The organism is Novipirellula rosea, assembly GCF_039541335.1.
GTDB lineage: Bacteria > Planctomycetota > Planctomycetia > Pirellulales > Pirellulaceae > Novipirellula > Novipirellula rosea.
Genome location: NZ_BAABGA010000006.1, coordinates 135,890 through 162,096, shown reverse-complemented (window position 1 = coordinate 162,096; position 26,207 = coordinate 135,890). Strand labels below are relative to the sequence as shown.

General features: G+C 55.0%; 13 protein-coding genes. All 13 read right to left on the bottom strand.

Translation table 11 applies throughout. The annotated features are described in order from the left end of the window. Positions 1-146: 146 nt before the first annotated feature. Positions 147-1,655 carry a sulfatase family protein gene (locus ABD971_RS01375; protein ID WP_345318691.1) on the bottom strand — a complete coding sequence of 503 codons (1,509 nt, stop codon included), beginning with the start codon at positions 1,653-1,655 and terminating at the stop codon, positions 147-149. Between the two features lie 4 nt (positions 1,656-1,659). Beyond that, the gene (locus ABD971_RS01370; RefSeq protein ID WP_345318689.1) at positions 1,660-3,135 is read right to left on the bottom strand and encodes an alpha-L-fucosidase; all 1,476 of its coding nucleotides are present in this window, start codon (positions 3,133-3,135) and stop codon (positions 1,660-1,662) included. A 40-nt stretch (positions 3,136-3,175) separates the two neighbouring features. After that, a complete protein-coding gene (locus tag ABD971_RS01365; protein ID WP_345318687.1) occupies positions 3,176-4,687 on the bottom strand; it encodes an alpha-L-fucosidase in 1,512 nt (503 codons plus the stop codon). Positions 4,688-4,792: 105 nt separating this feature from the next. Beyond that, on the bottom strand, positions 4,793-8,344 hold the full coding sequence (locus ABD971_RS01360) for a GH116 family glycosyl hydrolase (RefSeq protein WP_345318685.1): 3,552 nt from the start codon (positions 8,342-8,344) through the stop codon (positions 4,793-4,795). 105 nt (positions 8,345-8,449) lie between these two features. Next, positions 8,450-11,173: a GH116 family glycosyl hydrolase gene (locus tag ABD971_RS01355; RefSeq protein ID WP_345318683.1), complete on the bottom strand. Its 2,724-nt coding sequence runs from the start codon at positions 11,171-11,173 to the stop codon at positions 8,450-8,452. Between the two features lie 4 nt (positions 11,174-11,177). Beyond that, positions 11,178-12,605, bottom strand: coding sequence for a sulfatase family protein (locus ABD971_RS01350; protein WP_345318681.1), 1,428 nt, complete (start codon positions 12,603-12,605; stop codon positions 11,178-11,180). 205 nt (positions 12,606-12,810) lie between these two features. Beyond that, positions 12,811-13,752, bottom strand: coding sequence for a family 43 glycosylhydrolase (locus ABD971_RS01345; protein WP_345319046.1), 942 nt, complete (start codon positions 13,750-13,752; stop codon positions 12,811-12,813). A 581-nt stretch (positions 13,753-14,333) separates the two neighbouring features. Continuing rightward, the gene (locus tag ABD971_RS01340) at positions 14,334-16,844 is read right to left on the bottom strand and encodes a glycoside hydrolase family 95 protein (RefSeq protein ID WP_345318679.1); all 2,511 of its coding nucleotides are present in this window, start codon (positions 16,842-16,844) and stop codon (positions 14,334-14,336) included. Between the two features lie 170 nt (positions 16,845-17,014). Beyond that, positions 17,015-19,417: a glycoside hydrolase family 95 protein gene (locus ABD971_RS01335; RefSeq protein WP_345318677.1), complete on the bottom strand. Its 2,403-nt coding sequence runs from the start codon at positions 19,415-19,417 to the stop codon at positions 17,015-17,017. A gap of 76 nt (positions 19,418-19,493) precedes the next feature. Further along, positions 19,494-20,876: a sulfatase-like hydrolase/transferase gene (locus ABD971_RS01330; RefSeq protein ID WP_345318675.1), complete on the bottom strand. Its 1,383-nt coding sequence runs from the start codon at positions 20,874-20,876 to the stop codon at positions 19,494-19,496. A gap of 140 nt (positions 20,877-21,016) precedes the next feature. After that, positions 21,017-22,540, bottom strand: coding sequence for a sulfatase family protein (locus ABD971_RS01325; protein ID WP_345318673.1), 1,524 nt, complete (start codon positions 22,538-22,540; stop codon positions 21,017-21,019). Next, positions 22,540-24,177 (bottom strand): sulfatase family protein, encoded by a 1,638-nt coding sequence (locus tag ABD971_RS01320; protein WP_345318671.1) that lies wholly within the window; start codon positions 24,175-24,177, stop codon positions 22,540-22,542. The genes ABD971_RS01325 and ABD971_RS01320 overlap by 1 nt, the downstream gene beginning before the upstream one ends. A 119-nt stretch (positions 24,178-24,296) precedes the next feature. Next, positions 24,297-26,165 (bottom strand): glycoside hydrolase family 97 protein, encoded by a 1,869-nt coding sequence (locus ABD971_RS01315; protein WP_345318669.1) that lies wholly within the window; start codon positions 26,163-26,165, stop codon positions 24,297-24,299. Between the last annotated feature and the right edge of the window lie 42 nt (positions 26,166-26,207).

The following is a 26,207-nucleotide window of genomic DNA, read 5'->3' as shown; positions in this document are numbered from 1 at the left end:
AGAAAAGTATTGCATACCGTGAACCCTCGCTGCGTCGCATCGTCAAGGCTCTCGCCGGAGTCACGATCTCTATCAGTTTTTTCACGATTGGGGGTCTTTGCTGTGATAGTGGCAAGCCGCATTAAATGATTCCTCAAACAAAATGCTTACTTGCCTTTCTTGCTCAAGCCCGACATTTTCAGTTTCACCGGGACGTCGTTCGAGAGTTCAGGCCCGTCGGTGCTGCGGCCTCGTTTTACATCCGATTGCAACTGTGCGAGCAACCGCTGGGCGACCTCTGGATGGCTGTTGTAGAGATTATTCTGCTCACCCGGATCCGCCGTCATATCGTAAAGCTGCGCTACGGTGCCAGCAGGCATTTTCTCTTTGGTCCATCCCCCGGAACCGGTTGCCAGCAGAAGTTTCCATTTGCCTTGACGATAAGCGAATTTTCCACCGATGGAATGGTGAATCACTCCCTTTCGAGAAGAGTCCATTGGTTCTCCTTTCAGAGCGGGCGCAAAACTGACACTGTCCTCACCGGCGGTCTCGGGCAACTTCGAACCGGCCAGCTCGGCAGAGGTAGCTATCAAGTCGGTCAAGCAGATCGTCTGATCGCTGACGCTTCCAGGATCAACTTTGGCCGGCCAGCGAACGATGAAGGGCACGCGATGACCGCCATCCCACAAATCCGATTTGTAACCACGGAATTCAGCACTGGAATAATGACCCTGCTGTTCTAATTCCTTGGCCTTTGATGGCTTGGCGGAACAACCGTTGTCGCTGGTCACGACGATCATCGTGTTTTCAGCAAGCCCCGATGCATCCACCGCAGACACAATCTCGCCGATCACCGCATCGGTTTGCATCACAAAATCGCCATACACTCCCAGCTCACTGTTGCCTTTCCAGTCGTCCGAAGGGGCAATCGGGGTATGCGGTGAGGTCAGCGCGATGTACATGAAGAACGGTTCGTCCGCGTTCTGCTGCTGAATGTACTCGACCGATTGCCGTCCGATTTCCGGCAATACGTCGACCGCCTCAAAGTCGGCATGAGCCGGCCCCTTACGATGAAAGGCTTTGGTGGTCGTGCACTCACCGACGAACCGATCGTTCTCGATGTAGATATAGGGAGGCATATCGAGCGAAGCGGAAATCCCGTAATAGTAGTCAAACCCCAGTTCGACCGGTCCGCCGCTGATGCGTCCCTTCCAATCCACATTCGTGGCCCGTTGCCCGCGAGTGGTTTTCCCATGAGTGGTGGGCAGCCCCAGGCCAAGATGCCATTTGCCGATTGCAGCCGTGCGGTAGTCCTGCGTTTTTAGAAAGCCGGCAACGGTCAATCGATCAGGGGGAATCAACGGCTGGTCAAACCCATACAGCACACCGTTCTGCAGCCGGGAACGCCAGTTGTAGCGTCCGGTCAAAATGCCATAGCGGGTCGGTGTGCAAACCGAGGAACTCGAGTGGGCATCGGTAAACACCATGCCTTGTGCCGCCAATTGATCCATCTGCGGTGTGGCGATCTTGCACCGCTCGGGATTCAGACAATGCACATCGCCGTAGCCCAGATCGTCGGCGAGAATAAAGATGATGTTGGGTTTATCCGAAGCGGCATGCGCCGCACCTGTAAAGCAGCAAAGCGTCAGCAGCAATGGTTTTAATATGCTTTTCATCATGTCAGTCTCCGGTCACGGCTTCTGGTAATTCGTGTCGGCCCGCATTCGCACTTCGGCGAATCTCGGTGTGGCGTTTACTTCGCGTGGTATACCAGTGGTACTTGCCCTTTGCATTGGGATCGACCACAACCGCTGAGTCGTATTCCACAGCGATCACTGTGTTCCGCTGGTCCGGCGCCGTTTCCGGCACCTTCACTTTGGTGCTATGAGCATCGGCGTCATAGGTCACCGGTAGAGGCGTCCGCTTTGGATCTGACAGGAAGTAAGCCTTCACCGGCTTACCCACAATTCCATTGAACTCGATGCCATTGGGTTTCCATTCCAAGACGTGTAGATACAGCGTCTGGTCCTTTTGAGTCATCGCGCCCCACCAGAAATCGAAATCAACCGGAGAAGAGGTGGTGCCGTAGATCGACTCGCCGTTTGCGTCCATCCACTGACCGACTTCTTTCAAACGTTCGATCTCTTCCGGAAGCAAATTGCCTTTAGGATCTGGACCCACGTTGAGCAGCAGGTTCACGCCTCTTGCGCCGCACAGCGCCAAGAATTCGATGATATCCTTTGTGCTTTTCCAGTGATCGTCGTTCTGGTCATAGCCCCAGTTGTGACGCATTGTCATGCACGTCTCGGTATCCTGCGTCATTCGCTCGGCCGGAAGCATGCGGTCTGGAAGCGATTCGAAATCAGCGTACTTGCGTTCGTCCTCAGGGACTTTGCGGCTGTACAGTCGACTGCAGATCACGGCATTTGGCTGTAGTTCGCGAACCCGCGCCCCCTGCTGATCCGCTTCGATCACGTTATTGCCGCCGACATCAAACCACAGGACCGCCATCTCGCCGTAGTTGGATAGCAGCTCGTCGAGGTTTTTCTCAACAAGCTCTAGGTATTCGTCGTTGCTCAACACGCCTTGTTTCCGCTGGAACGAACGGTGATACCAATCTTTGAACTGCGAATAGTAGACACCAAACTTCAATCCCTGTTTGGCACATTCTTCGGAAAGTTCCTTGATGATGTCACGTTTGAACGGAGTCGCGTCCATCACGTTGTAATCCGTTGCGTCGGTATCAAACAGACAAAAGCCGTCATGGTGTTTGGACGTGATGACCACGTATTTCATACCGGCTTGTTTGGCGATCGACACCCATTCTTTTGCATCAAAATCGGTTGGATTGAATTGCGGTGCGAGCGTGTCTCGGTATTGCTTTCCAGGGATCTTCGCGCTGTTCATTAACCATTCCGCGCTGGCTCCGCCTTGTTCTTTTCCATAATCCTTGCCCTCCCATTCTCCGCCAGCGACCGAGTAGAGCCCCCAATGAATGAACATGCCGAAGCGGGCGTCACGCCACCACTGCATGTGGGAATCGTCTGCGTGGTTGGAGGTGGTAGTGCCGTTTGCTGGCTCGCCGGCGACCGCCGTAGGAGCGATGAAGAGGCACGCCTGAAGCACTGCCAGCAAGATGAATTTGTTTGTTTTCATTTGTTTTCCTATGTTGATATTTGTTCGTTTAGGTCGGACGTTATTGTTTTTGCTCGATAGAAAATCCGACAACCAAAGTGTCCGGCAGTTCGTTGGGAAGGGTGATCGTCAAACCATCGGTCGAACGTTCCCATTTCATTTTCTCGTCGCTGCCCAACAGCCGAATGTCGACGATCTCACTCTCGAGCAATCCGCCGCTGGCCAGCGTTTTGATCACGATATCTTGGGTCGGCCGAGACAGCACGAACGCATACAAGACTCCGTCTTTGGTCGTGAAACGGATGTCCTGTTGCGAAAACTCTTTGCGGTTTTCTCCCTGACGCCCATCTTTCATCTCTAACGGCCCTTCGCCGAAGGTCTTCCATGGCCGGGTGCCGTAAATGCCTTCGCCACTGGTTTTCAGAAAATCGCCAAAGGCCGTCAGATAGGCAGCCTGCTTTTCCGGGATCGTGCCGTCCCCCTTGAGCGCGACGTTCAGCATGACCACTCCATTTTTGCTGATGGCGTCCACCGCGTTGCCGACCATTACCGGGATACTCATTCGGTTGACGGCGGTCGCGCGGTAGAACCAGCCTCCCGAAAGATCAGTTGCCCACATCCACGGCTCAGGCTTGATGTCCCCCGCAGCACCCCGTTCGAGGTTGTAGGTAAACGCGGCACGGTCCGCATTTGCATCCTTGCAGGAGAAAACAACCGTTTGCGTCCCGTCGTTCTCTTCGAGATCGCGGTTGATGAAAGACGAGAACAGTTTGATGCCCAATCCTTTGCCACCATTCTCCTTCTCGTTCGGAAACGGAGCATCGTTGTTGAACATGTCGGGATCATACTTCTCGATGATTTCCCAACAGCGGGCGTACCAATGTTCGTTCCAGCTGTCTTGCGTGGCATACCCTCGCGGATCGAAATCCATATTGAACAGCGTCCACTCGGGCGTGCCGGGTTTCTGGTACTTGCGGGCATTGGCAAAGAAGCGAGGCGACCAATAGAGATGGGTGGACACACCGAATTTGAGTCCATGTTTCGATGCGGCCGCCTTCCATTCCTTCAGTGTATCTCGCTTCGGTCCCATCTTGACCGAGTTCCATGGATGGAAGGAGTCGTACATGTCGAAGTTATCGTGATGGCAGGCCACTGGCATGATGAAACGCGCCCCGTTGTCTTTGACAAATTTTACCAGAGCATCCGGATCCCATTTCTCAGCTGTGAACAACGGAATCAGGTCCTCGTAACCAAACTCCGACGGATGCCCGTAACGCTCGGTGTGCCACTTGGTCAGGGTCTCGGACATACCCATCTCGCCCGAGTAATCGTCGGGGACCACGGAATACATGCGGCGTCCATAGTGAGATCCATCGTTGGGACGGTTCTCATCGGCGGCCGATGAAATTCCCCAATGAAACCAGACGCCGATTTTGCCGTCTTGGAACCACTCGGGCACGCTGTAATGTTCCGCCATCGATTGCCACGTTGGCTCAATTTCTTGGGCCACGGTTGTTCTGGCCAGCAGTCCGACGGCCAACAAAGCGAAGAGTATTCTGTGGATTCGATTCATCAATTTCGCAGTCCTATTTTCGTGAGGTCGATTAGCACGATTTGTATCATTGGAATGAGTGAATTTGGTTTGAGCTCTGCGATTGGCGCTACGGCGGGGCTTCGCTTACAAGGACGTGGGATTCGTAACCTGGATATCGAGACGTTGGGTCGGCTTTAATACAAGTGGGCTGCTGAATACCAATCGGAATTCCCCGTTCATGGCAACAAAACGGGCTTCAACCTCTTTGTCTGCCAATTGCGCCTCTACGGACTTAGGATTGTTCCCATCCGTGATTGCCAGTACCACCTCGTTCAGTCGCAGCTGTCCTTCTTTCAAATCAATGGACACTTTCAGATGATTCGTATCGCGAGTTTGGGTAAAGAGCCCATAGCCTTCGGCGGCGGTAAAGAAGCTGGCGTGGTCTTCGGGATTCAACACAGGCCGAAAGCCGATGCGTCCCGCCGGGCCGTCGTAGATGAAACCTTGTAAAGCGATCAAGGCCGACCAAACGCTCAGCGAGCGACCGTAAAATTTGCCACATTCATCGTCGCCAAACGGATTGCCGGAGTAACCCCAGGCACCGTTCGCAAAATCGCTGACTCCCTCAGTGCGCAAGCGGCCGTTGTAGCGATCGGCAATCACCTTCAGCACCATCAGTCCCTGACGCAACATGCCGTTCTGAATCAGGGCAACCGCCGCGCTGTATTCGAAACCGGTCATCACCTCATCGCCGTATTTCATGCCGGGAATCGGTTGCGGGTTCCTCGGCCATGTGATCATCTTCATCCCGCCATCGTCGACTTCGCAGTACTGACGCGGCTTGAGCGATTGACCGTGGAAATCGGCGAGGAAATTGTATTTTAATAACGACTCCATCGCTTGGCGGGAACGATCGGCGGGGAAGTTGCGGTCGATGCCAACTTGGTCGGCCCACCACTCACCGAGGATTTGATCGATGTGGCAGCCGTCCAAATAGTCCTGGATCCGCTTCTCTCCAACTTCCTGGATGTAATATTCGCCGTTCCACAATCGCTCGTTCTGCAGCTTCTTGCCGGACTCACGAATTCTGCGGTATTCGGCTGCAGCGTCCGGATCACCCATGATTTCCGCCATGCGAGCACCCGCTTCGAGCGATGACAGATACAAGCTACCAATCCACGAAGAGCAGCCCGTCATGTCGCCATCGAGCGTGTTGTGTTGAACGGTCTGCAGAAAGCCGTCGCGTTTGGGATTCCAATGATCGATCCCCCAGTCGATCGCTTTCTTCACCTTCGGCCACTGTGACTTGAGCCAACGATTGTCGGCAGCGCACAGGTGCTCACGATAGGTATTGAGGATCGTCCCAAAGTGACCGTCCGCAGCCGCATTCTGATTAGTATGTCGATACGGCGTCAGCCCGCTGGGAAGTTGCATCGAGTAATCCTGCTCACGCATTTTGCGACCAAGCTCAGGCAACAGCCGAGCATGTGCCTGGGCATAGTGCCAAACGTGTGTGCAGTTGCCGGCGCAACATCCTTTGGTTGGATTACAGCCTTCCCAAACACCGAAGTAACCATCGGCAGCCCACCAGCACGTTTGGCTACGTAAGACAGCCAGTTGAGAGCTGATTCGATCCAACAACCAAACCGGAAGGTTGGATGCATAAAGCGTGTCGTGAAAGAGACGGGTGCGATTCGTCAACTCATCTAGGTTGTCCCGCAGATACGCCGCCACGCCCATGGCGCTGGGCCACCAGTTGGTATAGTTTTGGCCCGCGCGATTCCATTTGCCTCCTTGCGTTCGGCCTTCTCCTTCCAGATTTCTGGTCGCTTTTCCTTCGCCATGTCGGCCGCCTTCAAAATACCAGGCTAGCACAAAGGTAACCGACTTGGTCTCACCCGCCCCGAGTTCCAAAGGTGCCGAGAGTGCGCCGTTGACCGATTGTCCAGCGGCGGAAACTTCTGACGTTGCGGGCCCTTTGCACTGGCCGTCGGCGTCAAACGCACCGTGAAGTTCCGGCAATGAATCCCAAGTGGCACATCCCGATGCACCGGATGCCATTGTCATCAGCACCATGTCCGAACCGGCGACTCCACTGCGGGTCATGTGCAGCAGGGTCGATTCCGTCGTGGGCTTTGCCGGAAGTCCTTCGGGGTCGTGGGGACTCGTTGCCTCGTCCACTACGTTGTCATCGGAGCTGTGGGGACTCGTAGCCTCGTCCACTACGTTGTCATTTGCCGCTTGGATTAGAATCTGGTTTTGATTCTTGCCAAAATTGCCATTTTTGCCTTCGGCGTAACCGAGTGCATTGCGCTGCGTGGCCAGGACGTCGACCTGGACGGCGGATGACGATGGATTGGTCACCGTCACGGTATAGATCGCACAGGGGATCGCCGAGTTCTTGAGGTCCAGCGGTATGAACGGGTTGAAAACTTCTAGTTCCACTTCGACAGGTAACGCCGGTTCTACAAAGCGGTATTTGGCCAGCGGATATTCGCCTTCGAATTTCAGTGATGATATCGCCTTGAACGGTCCGACTGGTTCGGTCTGCAACACGCGAACAGTAGGCGTGCCGCCTTTGGGTTGCGCCCGTACCGCAAGGAAGCTGTCGGCGATGCGTTCTTCGGAGTAATTGCACGCGATCTGCCAAATCGCAGGCTCAGCCTTGCCGTTGAACTGGATGCCGCCGGCACCGATGCCGCCAACGGTGAAGTTGATCGCACCGAGATTCTCGCCTTCATAGACACGTGTCTTGCCCGGAGCTGTCAGTGCGGGATCATTCAGGATCGCCTGCTCTTTTCGCGCACGACGAGCGGTGCGCTCCGCTTCGACGCGGGCGACGATCTCGCCGGTCTCTTTCAGACGTTGTTCCCATCCCGCAGCCTTCAAATGCTGATGGAAATCAGCCAGCGTCAAACCTTCCGCGTAGCAGGCGACTTCGTCCAAGCAAATATCCGCCGAACCCCATCCATTGACCGTGGTTGACCCAAAGGTCATGGTCGATTTATTCGGCCCTCGCCGCGTGAATTCAAACGCACCGCCGCGCAGACTGCACTCGTATCCATCCACGTAGGCCCGCAGGTCGAGATCAAAACTGGTGATCGCCAAGTGATACCATCGCCCCACTTCGATCGGCTGGTCGGTGGGCAGATGGATCGTCGTCAGCACGTCGCCATTGACGTTGCGATAGATCAAAGCGGATAGGTCGTTTTTGATCCCGACGATATAACGAGCCTGTTGTCCGGCGGTTTGCGCGATGATCACCGCATCCTCGTTCCCCTTGAGCGGCGAGGCAAGTTTGAAGAACATTTCGAGCGTCGCCGAGCGGCCTCGCAAGTGATTCGTGTTCTGTACCGAAACCGCCGGTTTCGATAGAGGCTGTTTTGGGATGAGGCAAATCGCTTGTCCGTCGACGACACCATCGACATAGGATACAGATCCGCCGCCCTTCCCGTGGGCCTTGCCCATCACATCGGTCAAGTTGCCATCAAACCGCCAATAGCCACGCAACGAATCGTGCGACTGGATCGCGTCGGCATAGCTTTCCCGTCGACCGGCAGCCAATAGCGGTTTGCCAGTGAGCGCGGTGCTCAAGACGCCCGCCGCAATCAAGAAACGTCGCCGTGACAAGTCGAAATCGGAAGCGGGCTGACAACAGGATTCTTCCGACGGATTGTTGATGATGTTGAATTGCATAATGAATGAATCGGTTGGCGGTTGGCCTGAGTTGCTTTCGCTTGTGGCCCAAACGGCATCTTTCTCGTCACCATGAAACGATCATTGAAACTTCCGATGCCTTGCTTACGGCGTGTAATCAAGCGTCAATTTATCTCCGGCACTGACGATCACCGGTTTAGCGAAACGCAAAACGTACTGGCCTGCGTTTGAATGAAACGTTGCAGGAATCTCGTTGCCGCCGAGCTTCACAATGGCGCCGCTTGCCGTCGTTCCCGGGACCGCATCGAGCGTCAACTCGTTCAGGGTGAGTTTGCCGTAATGCAGTTCAACGGCGGCCGACTGTTCGCCCGATTCGACTTTTTGGGAAAAGCGGCCCCAACCTTCCGCCGTCGTAAACGCTGCCCGGAAATTCTCGGGACTCAGCCGCGGGCCGAAGGCCAACTTGCCTGCAGGGCCGTCATAGCGATAACCGCACACCGCCAAGTAGGCACCGTAACTGGCCATTGCACGCGAGTAGTGATCGCTGCATTCGACTTCGTTGTAAGGGTTGCGAGCGTCCGGCGAGTAGCGGTCATAGATCGCTTTGCCAATCGCCAAACCTTCTTGGAGCATTCCTTCGCGGATCATGTGCGCGGCGACTTGCCATTCGAATCCGGTCATGCACTCGTTCAGATAGCCAGCATAGCTGGCCTTGCCGCTTTTGGGTTCAATCTTGCCATTTGGGAAGCTGCACATCACTAGCCCCGCATCGCCAGCCGCAGCATACCAGCGGCCATTCGTCATCACTTTGCGGAACTCGCCCACGTTCGGTGCAAAGTTGTACTTCCACAGCGATTGCAGTGATTTTCGAATCTTGTCCTTCGGCAGGATCGGATCGAGCCCGACTTCGTGCAGCCAGCTTTCGCCCAGAACTTGGTCGATATGACAGCCATTGGTCGAACCGTGCTTTTCACTATCCGCATCCCCGGGAATGTGAATGAAGTAGCCGAAATCTTCCTTCCACAGCAGATCCACCATCGCCGGTCCGCCCTTGGCGACAATCCGTTCATAACGCTCGGCCACGACCGGTTGATTCATCTGACGTGCCATCACCGCCGATGCCTTCAGCGCGGCGTGATAGACGTTGATCAGCCAATGCACCTTGCCGTACCAAGGCTCGTCCAAAGTGTTGTGCTGGGCACCGGCCAATAACCCGTCTTCATCCGGATCCCATTCCTTGATGACAAAATCCATCGAACGTTTGACCCGGTCCCACATGCTCTCGAGGAAGCGGTAGTCCGTCGTCATCTGGCTCTCGCGCAGCACGCGAATGATCGTGCCGCAGGTGCCGTCCAGGGCATCGTCTCTGCCGTCCTTTCCTGCTCTCATGGAATAGCGGAAGTAGATCATTCCGGTGGACTCATCGAAACCGAGACCATATTCGATCTTGTCGCGGCACTCGCGTTCGATTTCTGGAAAGACCCGCGCCAAACCTTGGGCGTAGTTCCACACGTGCGTACAATTGCCGGGACAGCATCTGACGCCTTCTTCTAGATTGTAAATCTCGGTGTCGTTGCCACGCGGATAGACTCGCTGTGCGACTTGGGTTTGCATGCAGTTGATGGGAATAAACGCACGCTCCAAAAACCAATACGGCAAGCTGGAATCGTACCAAGTATCGACCCATTTCTTGCTGGTGTCGTACAGCTCGCTCTCACGGCTGGCTACTTGACTGGAAGCTTCCGCAGCGTTTGGCCAAACCGTCGCGTAGTGATTGCGGCCGGGCGAGGTCGACCTCGGTCCGACACCAAAGGCGGTGCCATAGCGAACCATCGGGAACCTCCAGGAGACCGCGAAGGAGACGGTCTTGGATTCACCGGGGCCGAGCGAAAATTTGCGGCCGATCGAAGCGAGGGCGGGCCGTTTGGCATTCATCTCGGCTCGGACACCATCCTCTGGACTGGAACCCGAGTCAAAAATGCCGTTGGGACCCGGAGTGGTTTTTGCCAAATCCACCAGCTCCGGCTTCTCGTTGCCAAAGACACCAAGTGCCATGGAATTGGCGTTTTCGAAATCTGCCGTGCACTCGACGGTGGCAATCTCGTTCAGTTCACGATACACACAGACTTTCTTTCCCTTCGAGCCATTGGTGCTGTTATCGATCCAGCCCGCGATCGCCACCTCTTGGGAATCCGGCGAGTGGTTGATCACCGTGTACCGCATCACGATGACCGGATAGCTGGACTCATCACGGCGAAGCGGAATGAAGGGCGTGTAGGCTTCTAGTTGAACGTTTAGCGGACACGATTCATCCGCGTAGTCCACCCGCCCCATCGGATATTGATTGGTGAACTTGACCTCCTTGAATCCGCCGGCGTCCAGCGTGTGGACCTTGCCACCGACTTGCAGTGCAAACCCTTGATCCTTCGACGAACGGGCCACATCGGGTTGCAGGTAGCGAGCGCCTTTTGGGTTATTCTTTCGGTCCTTCGCGGCGGTGAGGTTCCAATACCAAAGCCTGCCATCGCCGGCGAGATAGACTTGCCCGGTACAGAGTCCACTGATCGGCATGCCGATGTATTTCAGAGCGTCGCCGGTCGCGGTCAGCGGCTCGCCCCGTGCATACAGACTGGCGATCCAATCTTTGCTCAGCTTCTTGTCGGCAGGAATGACGTGATCGATTTTCGCCGCTTCAAATGGCCCGGCCATCACATCGCTGCGAACCGCCATCATCATCGCTGCGGTCAATCCGGTTGCTTTGACGAATTGGCGACGTCCCACCAAGGCATTCGCGCCTGCGCAGCAGCCGGACGTGGAACTGCAGTCGTCGAGAACGTTAGAGGCTTGATTGTTCGTTTCGTTTTGCATGGTGTTATTTCGCTAGCTTCAGTGGTGTGGGGGCGTCCACGAATGCCGCGGACCGGCTGTTTTCAGCTAACCTCTTTTCGAAGGCTTCGACAGACGCACGAAGACGCGCCACCACCTCGGGGTGTTCCGCGATGACATTTCGCTTTTCGCTGATGTCCGATTCCAGGTCATACAACGCCGATTTCGGTTGACCCTTGGCACCATTGGCTTGCGGCAGCGCTAGGTGCAGCTTCCACTTGCCCCAGCGGACGGCCTTCAAGTCGTTGTCTCGATAGTAGAAAAATGTGTCGTGCGGACTCGGTTCATTGCCGGTCAGGACGGGCCAAATGTCCTTGCCGTCAATGATGCGATCCGCTGGCAATTCGGCTCCGGCAAGCCCCGCAAACGTCGGCAGCAGATCCATCGCGGTCATCAATTCATCGTTCTCGCGACCGGTCGGAATTTTGCCAGGCCAACGAATTACCGCTGGAACGCGAGGGCCGCCTTCGAACGTGCTGCCTTTCTTGCCTCGCAGCGGATGAGCTTTCCCCGTCGCAGGGCCGTTGTCGCTTGTGAAAATGACGAGGGTGTTTTCATCGAGTCCGTTGGCTTTGATCACATCAAGAATCTGGCCGACGGACCAATCGATTTCATCGATCGCATACTTAAACAGTTTGGTGCGAGTCCCGTAATCGACGCGTTTCCCTTCCTTGGCCAACTTCGCTTTGATGGCATCGGGCGCGTCCTTCATAAACGGCGGCGACACATGCAACGGACCATGAGGCAGCGGGTGCGGCACATACAAAAAGAATGGTTCGTCTTTGTGTTGTTCGATAAATTGAACCGCACGCTGCGTGAACCGTTTGGTTAAGAAATCCGCGTCGGGATCCTGCTCGACAACCGTTTCCCCGTCCAGCAGTGGCAGCGGAGGAAATTGGAAGTGTTTCTGCCGCGGATGTTGCGGATGGATATCATGGCTGTAGGGCAGCCCAAAGAACTCGTCAAAGCCCTGACGCGTGGGCAGGAATTCTGGCTGATCGCCGAGATGCCACTTGCCAAACATGCCGGTGGCATACCCCGCCTCTTTGAGCACTTCTGCGATTGTCACTTCCTCTGGATTCAATCCCTTGCTGTCGCCGGCCAATAAAACGGCAAAGTCAGAACCGTACGCCATATCAATCCGACGTGGATAACAACCGGTCATCAACGCCGCCCGCGAAGGCGTACATAGCGGTGCCGCCATATAGAAGTTGGTCAACCGCGATCCTTCGGCCGCCATTTGGTCGATCCGCGGAGTATGCACATGGTCTCCGCCGAAGCAACTCAAGTCCGCATATCCCTGATCGTCAGTGAAAATGATCACAAAGTTGGGACGCGCCGGGGACGCTGCCAACAAGGCCGTTGCTCCCCAACACACGCTCGCGATCAAACCGATGATGTTTCTTGTATTCATCTACTAAGATCCGTTTGTGGATGTTGGCCAGCGCCGTTTAATCCCATTAGGCAACGCTGTGAAGCATTTTCTGGTAGCGACCTTCGCCAATGGGGTGATTCGCATTTGCGCGGCAACCATCCACGCTCTGGCGAGCGTAGCTACAAAACGCAAATGTCGTAATTTGCCGCCTCTATCGGGGCCTACTCCATGATCGAACACAACATCAGGGGGCGACGTTGCAATCAAAACGTCCGATGAACGGCAGCTGCCCCTTGGCTCTACCAATTTCGACGCCCCACTCGGGAATCTCTCCGGTGCCGCTTTGTGTAAACGCTTCTGGCCGATAGGCTCCACCGGCCCATGGCCCGTTTTTCACATCATGCGTTTTGGAAAAATGGATCCCGTCTTCGGCGTACTGAATCGTGTTCGTGATCTCTTTTGGCCCGGTTGTTCCGATCATCGCGGCCACGCCGTTGCCCTGTGGCCAAACCAAAACTTCGTGGTTGCCGGGGATCACGGGATTCGATTCGTGTCGGACATACGGACCTTGCGGATGCTCGGCGATCGCCAATCCCATCTGCGTCTGGCCTGGACCTTTGCCCAATTGACGCCCCTTGTAGTAAAACCAGTATTTGCCTTCACGGACGATCAGACACGCGTCGTCAACGAGGTGGCTGTCAAAGGCATTGGGATCGTCACTATTTTTCAGCGCCGGGTTGGTGTCCAGTCGCTGCCAGGGACCATCGGGCGAATCCGAGACTGCGATGCCGATTTTCGAATCTGGGTTGAATCCCTTGCCGTAATCTTTGGAAGTCCCTGTGTAAAACAGCCAATACTGATCTTCGGCAACGAGAATATTCGGAGTGAATACACTCGCCCCTTCCCAGCTCCCTGGCTCGCCCTTGGCCAACGCTTGACCTTTCTCCGTCCACTCGCGGCCATCGGTTGACGTGGCATACCAAACGGTCGCATCGTAGCCAGGTGAAATCTTACCTTTGGAATACCACACGTAGTAAAGGTCGCCGACCTTGATGATGTCGCTCGGATCACGCCGCATCACTCCCTTTTCGGCACCAATGCCCTGCAGTGCAGAATGGGTCACTTTGACCGTGGCGGTTTCCTCCGCAGCAACCACGGTTGGAATGACAAGTAGTGTGAACAGCATCGCAACTGTTTGCAGAAGTTTTTGATGAATCGTTCCAAGCGTGATTCCGTGTTGGTGATCACGTTGTTTGCAAAATCGTCTTGTCAATTTAGGACTCCCATTATCTTTTGCGATGCGTCAATCAAGTGTTGGCTGATCGGGTTAAAGTCCATCGACCGCACCCTTGGTATCGAGTGGTTTGCCAGCGTTCAATTTAGGGTAGTGGACGAGGCGACGAGTCTTTTTGTGCTAATTTGGCGTAACGGAAGTCGTCAAGACTTTCGTTTTCATGACGTATGCCCCCGAAACTCTTGACGAGTTCCGCTACAGGAAATACTCCACGGCGTTGGCCCAAACGGTTAACGGGATTTCACCTAATGGTTCCTGCCTAACTGCTTAGCGGAGCGACTCATCGCCTCGTCCACTATGGATAACCCTAACGTTGCTTCGTGACGAACCACGAGTTTAGGTTGGGTGAGTGGCTGTTAGGTGACCTATTCTAGTCCCTTGAATGGGGCGGTTGTTAACGATTTGCGACACGCCGTTGCGGCTTTGCGGCATGGAGTTGCGATCGAAAAAATGGACTTAGCCTATCCGTATTATTATCGACTTGGCGGCCAATCCAGCGACTCTCCTTCCTCGAGCGAAATCACTTCGCTCAATGTATTTCCCGCGTAAATACGAAACTCTCCGCTCCGAGAGGCCCGAATCGTCGCCTGAACAAGACGGCCGTCGCTCCACTGCATATCGACTTCGAATCCGCCACGTGCCTTCAGCCCTTTGACTTCTCCACTCGGCCAAGCCGATGGAAGCGCAGGCAATAGGTGCAGGATATAGGGGGCATCTGCGAGTCGTTCGTCTGGAACGACCGGGACAAAATGATTCGGTTGCTTCGGATCCTTCTGGTACGCCACAAACGCGGCCTCTTCGATCGTCTTTGCATCGGCATTCACGCTGCGCAAGTGGCTTTGCAGCAACATTTCGCAGACGCCGGCTGCGCCGCCAAAATTACCATCTATCTGGAACGGCGGATGGAAATCAAATAGGTTCGGATATGCCCGTTTGGAGGTCAGAAATTGATAGATTTTGTGCGCGCGGTCACCGTTGTGTAGACGTGACCAAAAACACGTTTTCCATCCGGTGCTCCAGCCCGTGGATTCGTCGCCGCGATGCTTCATCGTTACCAAGGCCGCCTGATGCAACTCTTTCGTTGTCAGCGGCGAGATATCGCGACCGGGATGCAGCGCGATCAAATGTGAGATATGGCGGTGCGTGTCTTTGGGGTTGTCCCAGTCTTCGGGCCACTCCTGCAGCTGACCATACTGACCAATTTTTTGAGGGCAGAGATTCGGGATCATTTCCTGCAGGGTTTCGCGAAACTCTTCATCGCGCCGGAGGATCGTGGAAGCTTCGATACAGTCTGTGAAGAGATTCAGCACGAGCTGCTGATCCCAAGAAGCTCCGTAAGCCTGCTTGTTCAGTTTGCTGTACTGTTTGACAAGGTAACTGTTTTCGGGTGACCAGGTGGGATAGACGACCAGGGTGCCATCCTTCCACGGAGCGAGGTACTCGACAAAGAATTCTGCCGAGCCTTTGAGGATCGGATAGATCTCTTCGAGATATGCACGGTCTTGGGTGAAGGCATAATGATCGAACAGGTTCTGACAAAGCCAGTGCCCACCCTGTTGGTTGCGGCGTCCATGTTCGTTCTGCGCGGTGAAGCCAAACACATTGCCGTTCAGCCCCATGCTCCAACCTTTTTCAACACCAAAGGTCTCGCGTGCCGTATGCGAGCCTGATTCAGCAAGAATCTTCGTCCACTGGACAAACGGATGAAACGATTCCGATAAGTTCGCTGGATCGACCATCCAGTAGTTCATCTGCACGTTGATATCGGTGTGATAATCGCAGTTCCACGCCGGTTTGAGGTCAGCGTTCCAAAGCCCCTGCAGGTTGGAGGGAACCGGTGCACTACGCGAACAGCACAATTGCAGATAGCGGCTGTAATGGAAGTACAGGTTTTCCAGTTCCACACTTCCATCACCGGATACCAGCTTGTCGGTGGTCAATCCGGACGGTTTAAAATCGAGCTCCAACTGACAGCGGTTCACCATCGTCGAAACATCGTCGACATGCGATTTCTTGAGCGAATCAAAGCCAAGTTTTGTTGCCGCGGCGATCGTTTTTTCGCAATCCGCTTGATAGCCGCGTCCTTTGAAGGACGGATAGATGGGCAGATAATCGCAATAGCCCGCCAGTACAATCGTCACATCGCTTGCGCCAGCGATTTTGAGCGAGCCATCGGGCTGCGGCGTCACGTCTGCGTCGCCGGCATCGATCTGTACGATCTGCATGAACTCGACATCGTCTTGAACCATCTTCGCTTTGCCGCTCAGGATGATCCGGTTGTCGGCTGCACTGACTAGCGCCCCCTTGTGCCGGGACGTGGTGTGAACCGTTAGGTTCAACTTTGCACCCTCGGCCGTATAACGGGCCACCACCACATCGTGCGGATAGCTGCAAAAGAATTCTCGGGTGAACGTTCCCTCGCCGATCGAATAGCTGACGGTTCCCAGCCCCGTCCGCGAATCGAGAGAGCGGCGATAGTTGCGAACCTGTGCCGGATCGTGACCCGAGGAAATCATCAGGTCGGTGAAGGGGGCATAGTTCCCCAGTGGCTCGGTACTGCTGAGATACTTCGTGGACAGGCTTTCCATACTGTCCGGCTTGGTGCCGTATTTCCCCTCGCGATAGGCTTTCCGAACCGTCTCGAAATCATCCGAAGCAACGTTTCGTGTGCCGGACTGCGCCGCCTCGTCCAACCCACGTTTGGAATTCATCCACAGCGTGATGTCATTGATCAGCAGATGTTCGGTATCGATACCGCCGGAAAACATGGCTCCCAGTCGACCATTGCCCATCGGCAGTGCCGTCTGGATGTAGCCGATTCCCTTGGCTCTTCCTTTGGACGCCTCCAGCAAATTGTCTTTGGCCGGCGCGTCATATCGCAGTACATAGCGTTCATCGGCCACGGCTATCGCATCGGCGTTTACGCACAAGAACACTCCTAGCAGCCATGCAAACTTTACAGTTTTTATATCGCGATGGTTCATTGATTGGGTTCCGTATTCTCGATCGTGGGCGCAGCCAGAGTCGATAACGCCATGACGGCACTGATGAAATAGGCGAGTTTTACGATCATATGCATCGTCTTGTTGCGTAAAGTCAAATGTGGGGCAATCCAGTGAAACCTGTTTGCGAAGTCATAATTCCACCGTGCTTTCTATATTCCATCCCAGTCGAAACTTTCTGCCTTGGCGAGAACCGGCTCGCGAGTTTCACTGCCGTAGCGGACCTTCAATGGATTTCCATTGAGCGAACGAATCGTTGCCTTCGTCAGCTGGCCATCCTTCCATTGCATGTCGACTTCAAAGCCGCCGCGAGCACGTAGGCCCTGTACGGAGCCTTCCTTCCATACACTTGGCAAAGCAGGTAAGAGATGCACTTCGCCGTCATGGCTTTGCAAAAGCATTTCTGCGATCGCTGCCGTACCGCCGAAATTGCCGTCAATCTGGAACGGTGGATGCGTGTCAAACAGGTTGGTCAGCGTCATCTTGCTCAACAGGTTGCTTAACAACTTATGAGCGCGGTCGCCGTTATGAAAACGGGCCCAAAAATTCACCTTCCACGCCATGGACCAACCCTTGCCGCCATCCCCACGTGCTTCCAGTGATTTCCTCGCCGCTTCATACAACTCGGGTGTCGCGTTCTTCGTGATCTGCTTGCCCGGATGAAGTCCATACAGATGCGAGGTGTGGCGATGATGTGGATCTTTTTCCTTGTAGTCTTCAATCCACTCCTGCAAGCGACCTGTTTTGGGGCTGATCTGTAGCGGCTGCAGTTTGGCTAGCGCCGTTTCAAGCTCGTCACGGAACTCTTTGTCAAAATTGCCCGTCGGATCGATCGCCTGATTCGCTTCAAGCAGACCGGTAAACAGGTCGTGAATAATTTGCAGGTCCATTGTGGACGCATAGGTGAACAACGATTCCGTTCCGTCCGCTTTGATGAACGAATTCTCGGGCGAGTGAGATGGATTGGTGACCAATCGACCCGCCGCCGGCGTCCCTGCAGGTGCTTCGACCAAGAAATCCAACAAAAACTCGGCGGCACCCTTCATCATCGGATACGCCCGCTCGGTCAAAAACTGTTTGTCGCCATTAAAGCGGTAGTGCTCCATCAGACCGCGGCTGGCCCAGGCTGCGCCCATTGGCCAAATGCCGTGCACGCCATCGGCCGGCGCCGTCATGCCGAAAATGTCCGAGAGGTGATGCAGCGTCCAGCCGTCCGCGCCGTAGTGCACCTTGGCCGTTTTCTCACCAAACGGCACGAGGCTTTCCACGTAGTCGAAGTACGGCTGGTGGCATTCAGACAGGTTGGTGGTCTGTGCCGGCCAGTAATTCATTTGGAAGTTGATGTTGAAGTGATAATCGCTGTTCCAAGCCGCGTTGTATTGCTGTGCCCATTTGCCCTGCAGGTTGGCGGGCAGATATCCGGGACGAGAACTGCTGATCAACAAGTAACGCCCAAATTGGAAGTACAAAACTTCGAACTGCGGATCATGTTTCCCTTTCTTGATTTCCTGCAACCGCTGGTCGGTTGGTTTGTTGACCGCGTCGGTTGTCCCTAGGTCCAACTGCACGCGATTGAACAGCTTTTGGTAGTCGGCGACATGCGTAGCACGCATCTCCGCGTAGGACTTGTTGCCGATCGCTTGCAGGTATTGCTCGCAGCGTGCGGTCGCGTCACCGGAAATGTCCGTGGCACTGTTGTAGCTCGTCGCTCCCACCACCTGCAGCGTGACTTCATCGGCATCGGAGACCTTCAGTACTCCGTCAGCGAAACGGACGCTGCCGCCACTCACCACAGGACGGAGCTGCGCCTCGTAATCAACACCGAGTTTGCCACGCAGGATCAAACGGTTGTCCGACGCAGATTGTGTGGTGGCGTTGTCGCGAGAAAATCGGGCCGTGAAGTTGATCTTTCCCGGCCGGCTCGCGCTGAGGTGGATGACGATGGCTTGATCCGGTGCGCTCACAAACACTTCACGCGTGAACTCGATCCCATCCACGCTGTAATGCGTCCGGTTGATGGCCGTTGTCAGATCCAGGTCACGCCGGTAGCCCGAGACCTTTTCGGCGTCGGGAAAGTCCAGGAACAAATCGCCCAGCGTCTGATAGGATTTGATTCGATGCGGACTCCCCATCATCGTCTTTCCCGCCAACCGAGTCGCCTCGGCGTTCTTACCCTCGAAAAGCAGGCGACGAACCTCCGGCAACGCTTTCAGCGCCCCGGGATTGTTGTAATCGGTGGGCACGCCATCCCAGACGGTCTCTTCGTTGAACTGGATCCGCTCGTTATTCACCCCGCCGAAAACCATCGCGGCCAACCGGCCGTTTCCCACCGGCAACGCTTCGGTTTCCCACTTGGTCGCCGGTTTTCGGTACCACAGCGTCAACGGCTCTTCGGGAGCAGCAGCCTCGTTGACAAACGCCATGTCCGCCTTTGGGTTGTTGCTCTCGTCGACATCGTGACGCGCTGCCAGAGATGATTCCACGGCAATCCAGCCCACCATCACAAGGGCCAATAAAACTCGATGCATGTTGATTTCCAATTTTGTAAATTTCATCGTGTTCTTGCTAGAATTTGAGCTGCGAACTCGGCGTGCCAAGATCATCAGCGAGGATGAAGACAAAGTTGAGGCGTTAGTAACTCAGCTTGCCGCCTTTGGCGGGTTTCTGTCGTTCGTTCTCCCACCACTCATTGGGGCCTTCCTCTTCGATGTCCGCCCAAAGTTTGAAGAGAACGTTTTTCATCTCCTCGGTTTTTTCAGGCATCTTGGCAGACAAGTCGTTCTCTTCTTTCCAGTCCTTTTGGATTTCAAACAGCTGAAACTCGGTCAGCGTTTCATTGCCGACGATTTTCCAGTCGCCGATTCGCATCGCAACACGATCGGATGGCGAGGAAACGTGGGTACGCCAAAACAGCGGAATTTCTCGCTCGATCGGTTTGCCGGCGAAGGCGGGCAGCATGCTGACGCCGTCGATCGTACGATCCGTGGGCAGCGGAATGTCAACGATGTCCAACAGCGTGGCAAACAGGTCGGTGCCGATCACCGGCACTTCGCTGGTGGTGCCCGGTTCGATATGCCCCGGCCAACGCGCCAGCCCTGGCACCCGGATGCCGCCTTCGTGATCGCTGCGTTTGTTGCCTCGCAGGCCGCCAGACGAGCCGCCAAATGCGGGCACGGGACCGTTGTCCGATGTGAAGAATAGAAACGTATCATCACTGACTCCTTGGGCATCCAGGGCATCCATCACCATTCCCAAGGCGTTGTCCATTTGCGTGATGTTCCCCATGTACTTGCTGTTCTCGTGTCCCTTGTACAGGTCCGAGAATCGTGGGTCGGTGGCGATCGGCGAATGCGGCTCATGCACCCACACCGTCATCGCAAACGGCTTTGCAGGATCACGGATATCTTTAAGCCAATGTGCCGCTTCGGATGCAACCAGCTGAGCGGAATAGCCTTCGAGCTTTCCCACCGGCTCGCCATTGCGAACAAAGTTGTCGGGGTTCTTGTGGCTGGGGCTGGCGTTGTTTTGTGTGCACATCCAATAGTCGTAGCCATGATCGCCCGGCTGAGGAAACTGGGATGTGTTGAATTGTTGTCTCGAGAGTAGATGCCACTTGCCGACATGGCACGTTTCATAGCCAGCATCTTTCAACAGCTCGGGAAAGGTGATTTCGCTCTCACGCAGGTGAGCTTCATGGATTCCCGACAAGTGTCGCCAAACACCATTGCGATACGGCGTCCGCCCGGTAAGAATCGCCGACCGTGATGGCGAACAGACACCACATGCCGAATAGCACTGTGTGAACTTCACGCCCTGCGACGCAAGCTTATCCATATTCGGCGTCTGAATCAGTTCATTGCCGTACGTTGCCGAATCACCCCAGCCCATATCGTCGGCGACAAAGATCACGAAATTAGGTCGACTGGACTTCGGTTCTTCCGAATGGGCCGCTGCCGGCCAAGCGATCGACAGCAGCAGTACAAGTACGAATTGTTTTCTTATTGATAAGCTCATCGTGTTTCCTTTAAGTACATTCTCGAAAATGTCTTCAGAGTAGTGATGGTTCACACCGCATTTCGTAGAACCATGGCCCTACCATTTCACGACCCACTTCGATCGTGTGGCAACCTTACCGAGGCTTTGGCTACAGGGAATTAATTCGCTGCTTCCTGTTGTTTCCGCTTCTTGTTTCCTGCTTTCTTCGTGGCAGGTTTCTGGTTCAATTCAGGATGTCGCTTCAGCCGCTCTGCGTGGATCGCGTCGCGGGTGTCGGCGTCGACGGTCGGCCAATCTTTGCCGTGACTGATGATCGGAGCACCCGGGATCGCGGACCCGGTGGCCCGTTGGCCGCTGCCACGCTGCATGAATTCACCCAGCTCTTTGCGAGTCTCGTCCGCCATGCGAACCATCTGCTGCACCACTTCGGGGTTCGCAGCGGCAACATCGGTTGATTCGGCGATATCCGATTCCAGGTTGTAGAGGACTGGCGATTCGATGTTGGTAAAGGTCTTGTTTTTGTCCCAAAAGGGAAGCTGTTTGGTGGTGCGCGGCAGATGTAGCTTCCAATTACCATGACGAATCGCTTGCAGATTCTCGCAGTTGTAATAGTAGAAAGGTTCATCGTCGGGACGCGCCAGCGGTTTGCCTTGCAACAGTGGCAGCAAACTCACACCGTCGAGTTTTCGTTCCGCTGGCAGAGGCTCGCAAATGATTTCGGACAAGGTCGGGAACAAGTCCATCGCGACCACGGGGGTGTCGGATTGCACGCCTTGCTTGATCACCGCTGGCCAATAAATGATAAATGGCACTTGGTGGCCACCTTCGAAGGTGACATATTTAGTGCCTCGGTAGGGCGCGGCGTATTGCGGCTTCACAGGTCCGTTGTCCGACGTGAAGATGACGATCGTGTTCTCAGCGATGCCGGCCTCTTCGATCGCCTTCATCATTTCACCGACACCCCAATCGAGTTCCTGGATCACGTCGCCACGGACGCCGTCCTTCGAGGACCGCACAAAATCCTTGCCAGCTTTGTACGGTGTGTGGGGATAGTTGTGGGCAAGGTACAGGAAGAACGGTTGGTCGCCGTGGTCGTGGATGATCTCGACGGCGCGGTCGGTGTACAGTTTGGTTAATTGGTCCAACGGCGTTTGCGTATAGATTTCTTTCTCGCCGTCATAGAAATGGGATGAATGGCCGGCGTTGTTGGGCATGCCGTAGTAGTGATCAAACCCGTGCCGGAAAGGATGGAACTCGGGCTCCTTGCCGAGGTGCCACTTGCCAATCATGAAAGTCTGGTAGTCCTGTTTCTTGAACTGTTCAGCCAATGTGACTTCATCAGGATTCAGTCCCAGAAACCAGTGCTCATCACGGATGGGGTTGATGCCCATGTAAAGTCCGCATCGCTGCGGATAGCTACCCGTCAAGAACGCCGCCCGCGACGGCGAACAAATCGACGCACCGGTGTGGAAGTCAGTGAACTTGACTCCGTCGGCCGCCAGCCGGTCGAGGTTCGGTGTCTTGACCTTCGTCGCGCCATAACAACCAATGTCCGAATACCCAAGGTCATCGGTCAAAAAGAAAATAACGTTCGGCCGGGCAGGCGTCTGGGCGATACCTAAACTCGGGATCAGAAGTGGAATCAGAATCCCGGCCAACAATAACCAATTGCAAACCTTCATTACTTGGTCACCTTCGGCTTACGAACGCGTTGTTGCTTTGCGTCCGCGGGCGTCTTAGGTCGATACGAATTCAGCAGCGTCTTCATTTCCTGAACGACTTCGGGGTATTGGTTGTAAAGATTTTGGGTTTGCCGTACATCATTTTCCAGGTCGTACAATTGAGCTGGCGGCGCCCCCGGTTTGAACTTTCCATTTTCGATGTCGCTGTTTTCGCCGCCAACAAAGGCCACCGCGGGTGGACCGCCCCAGGCGTGCTGGTTCGGCTTGGACCCGCTGAACCCGCCGCTTCCTCTTGCCCCGATATACATCCACTTGCCTTTGCGGATGGCCAAGTTCGCTGGTTTGTTAGGAGCCAGAAGCAACTCGGTGCGAAGTGGTTCGGCAGGATTCTCTAAGAACGCGGGCAACACGTTGACGCTGTCGGTGTCTTCCACCGCATCCAAGTCTTGGCCGGTTAGTGCCGTAAACGTGGCCAACATGTCAACGTTACAGATCAACTGATCCGAGGTGCTGCCGGCTTCGATCTTTCCAGGCCAACGGGCGATAAAGGGCACGCGATGCCCGCCCTCCCAGACACCGAATTTGAAGCCCAGCAGATCGCCGTTGATGCGATGTCCCGCCTTGACGGCATTGCGTCCGCCGAGATTCAGCATCGCGCCGTTGTCGCTGGTGAAAATGATCAGCGTGTTCTCGCTCAAGCCCTGCTTCTCGAGGCAGCCGGTCACTTCGCCAACCATCCAGTCCAGCTCTTGGATGAAGTCGCCGTAAAGCTCCGCATCACTCGATCCTTGGAACCGCTTGCCGGGGGTGAAGGGGTGGTGAATATGCGTCGTGGCCATATAGAGAAAGAACGGCTTCTGCTTGTTCGCCGTGATCCAGTCTACTGCCTTTTCCGCCAAAACCGTTCCGACCGTATAGTCGTTGTAATTTTTGTGAGCTTCCACGGCTCCCTTAAACATATTAGGAGTGCGCTGCGAGGCTTCAGGTGGAATTTCTGTGATCGGCGTTGCCTCTTTTGCATGCCCGCGGCCGATATAGACCAGTGGATCGGCAGGGTCGCTGCCCACGATGCGATCGTTTTCGACATAGACAAAGGGCGGAGCGCTGTTCACCACCGGCAACCCAAAGTAGTAATCAAAACCGAGATCTTGAGGCCCTGGCCGCAGCGGTTCTTTCCAGTCGTTTTGTCCCTCTCCGAACCCCAAGTGCCATTTACCCAGTGCCGCGGTTGCGTAACCTTTGTTCTTGAACACGTCCGCAATCGTCAGCTGATCCGTGTCAATGAGCAGTCCGGATGTGACGGGCGCGGGCCCCCACACGCCTTTGCCACCATTGCCACGGATGGGATATTCACCCGTCAACAAGGCGTAGCGTGAGGGCGTGCAAACGGCGGATGCGGTATGGGCGTCGGTGAACCGGCGTCCTGCTTTGGCCAATGCGTCGATGTTCGGCGTCTGGACTTTCGTTGCCCCGTAGCAACCCAAATCGCCGTAGCCCAAATCATCCGCCAGGATGTACACGACATTCGGATTCGAGGGGCTCGCGTTGGTGCTAGGTTGTGCACTCACACGATTCGACGATCCCACATGCAGTGGCAAGGTCAGCAAGAAAGCACCGATATAATGTTGTAGTTTCATTATTTTGTTCAGCGGTGAGGGGATTGGGTTGAAGAAACAAGATCGATTGATTCCTTCGATCCAAAAAGGTTGCAGCCGGATCCTCCGGCGACATCAAAGGCTCTTTCTGCTCAGCATGCTCAGGGTTTACGGTGGACCGGACGCAGGATCATGGCATGTCCGCCGCCGACCACCATTTTGGCTGGAAGCACATCGTGGCGTTTCACGGTCGCCGTGGTGATTTCATACGCTTCGGGATTCTTTACACCATGTGCGTCGGGCAAATCCTGATAGATCGTGGCTTCATAGGTTTCTCCGGGCTCAAGGAAATTAAGCGGAATGTCAAGCGTTTGAGCGGTCTGGTCGCTGACCGAACCGACAAACCATCGATCGCCTGTGCGGCGAGCTACCGTGATGTAGTTTCCGATCTTCGAATTCAACACTCGAGTGTCGTCCCATGTCGCAGGCATCTGTTTTAGGAACTCAAACAGATCTGCTTTTTTTAGGTACTCCTCCGGCGCGTCGGGCAGTGTCACCAATCCCGTATAGATCACCAGATTGCGAGCCACTTCGCTGACCACGGTCGAGATGTAGCTGTTCCTTTTCTTGGGCCCTTTCTTACGCTCACCCGCATTAATGCTGTTGATCCCGAAGTTTCCATTGGACATGTCGAGCGGACCGGTGAGTGCACTGACCATTGCCATTTGCAGGAAGGTTTCGGGCGTGAACGCACTCCGGCTGTCTTGTTGACCATGACAGTATTCGCGGGTGATCAAGTTGGGCATCGTTCTCTCGACACCCGCCATCGGCACCGGTCCGTCATGGAAATTGATCAGCAACTTGTTTTCCGCGGCTGCATTGATGGCGTCTCGGGTGAAATCGGCCTTGTTGCCCATGAAGCCGTACTTCATGCCCGTCGCACCCAGATCGGCATAGTGACGGAACAGTGTTTCATCGCCGAAGTTTCCTTTCCTGCGATCGTAGTAGAGCATGATCATCACGCCTTTTTCCTTGGCGTAGCTCATTACCTTGGCAATATCAACCTCCGGTGCGACGGTCATCTTTCCATTGCCCGCTTTGGTGAACCAAAAATCGTCGACGGTAAAGTACTCGATGCCTTGTTCGGCACAGAAGTCGATCAAATGAAAATAGCTGCGGGTATCGATGCCATACACAAATTCTCCGTTGTGATAGCCGTGAATCCGCCAGTCCCAGAGACCTTTGCCAGGCTTGATCCAGCTCGTATCGGCTAGTTTGCAGGGGGCCGCGAGATTCAGCGAGACCGTATTCACTGTCAAATCGCCGGCAGTTTCGTCGATCAAAATCACTCGCCAAGCCGTCACCTGTCCCTCGCCAATCGAGACAGCAGAACTTGACGCCACCAGTGACCCTGAGGCAGCGGCAAAACGGATTCCCATGATCTCAAACCCGGCGGCGGAATACAGATCCGACTCCAGCAACGCGACATGCAGCCCATCGTCGCGCTGCGTCACCAAGGGGACGGCGACCCGTTTTGCTTTGGCGAGATTAGCGATTTTCGCACCACGCTGGCCTGCATAGTGAGCCGCACCGCCGCGCAACTTGTACTCGCTGGTATAAGTCATCTTCTTGCCTGCAGATTCTTCTGACAGCACAAAGCGGAATCCGACTCCGCAATCAAACACGCGGCAAATCAATTGCACCGGCACTGAGTCCGCAGTCAGCGAAAGAGTCAGTTCGCGGTGGTGATCGCGGATACTACTGAACTGGCCATAGACCGGTTTCCAGCTCGAATCGCTCTCGCGAATCGACTGCTCAACCACCGCCATCTTCGCACCGGCGAAAATCTCGACTTTGGACGGATCAACGACCGGCCTATTTTCCCTGGAAATGGAATAGAACAATGCGTCTTCGCGAACCTCAAACGAAACCGCGAGCTGGCCACCCGGAGATTGCACCGTCACGGGATCCGCATACAGACTCGTCGCCGTCAGCACGCCCACCACCAACCAGGCAAAAAACCTCGTCATTTTAGTTCCTTTCCTTTTCGTCGAATCGCTGAATATGGGGCC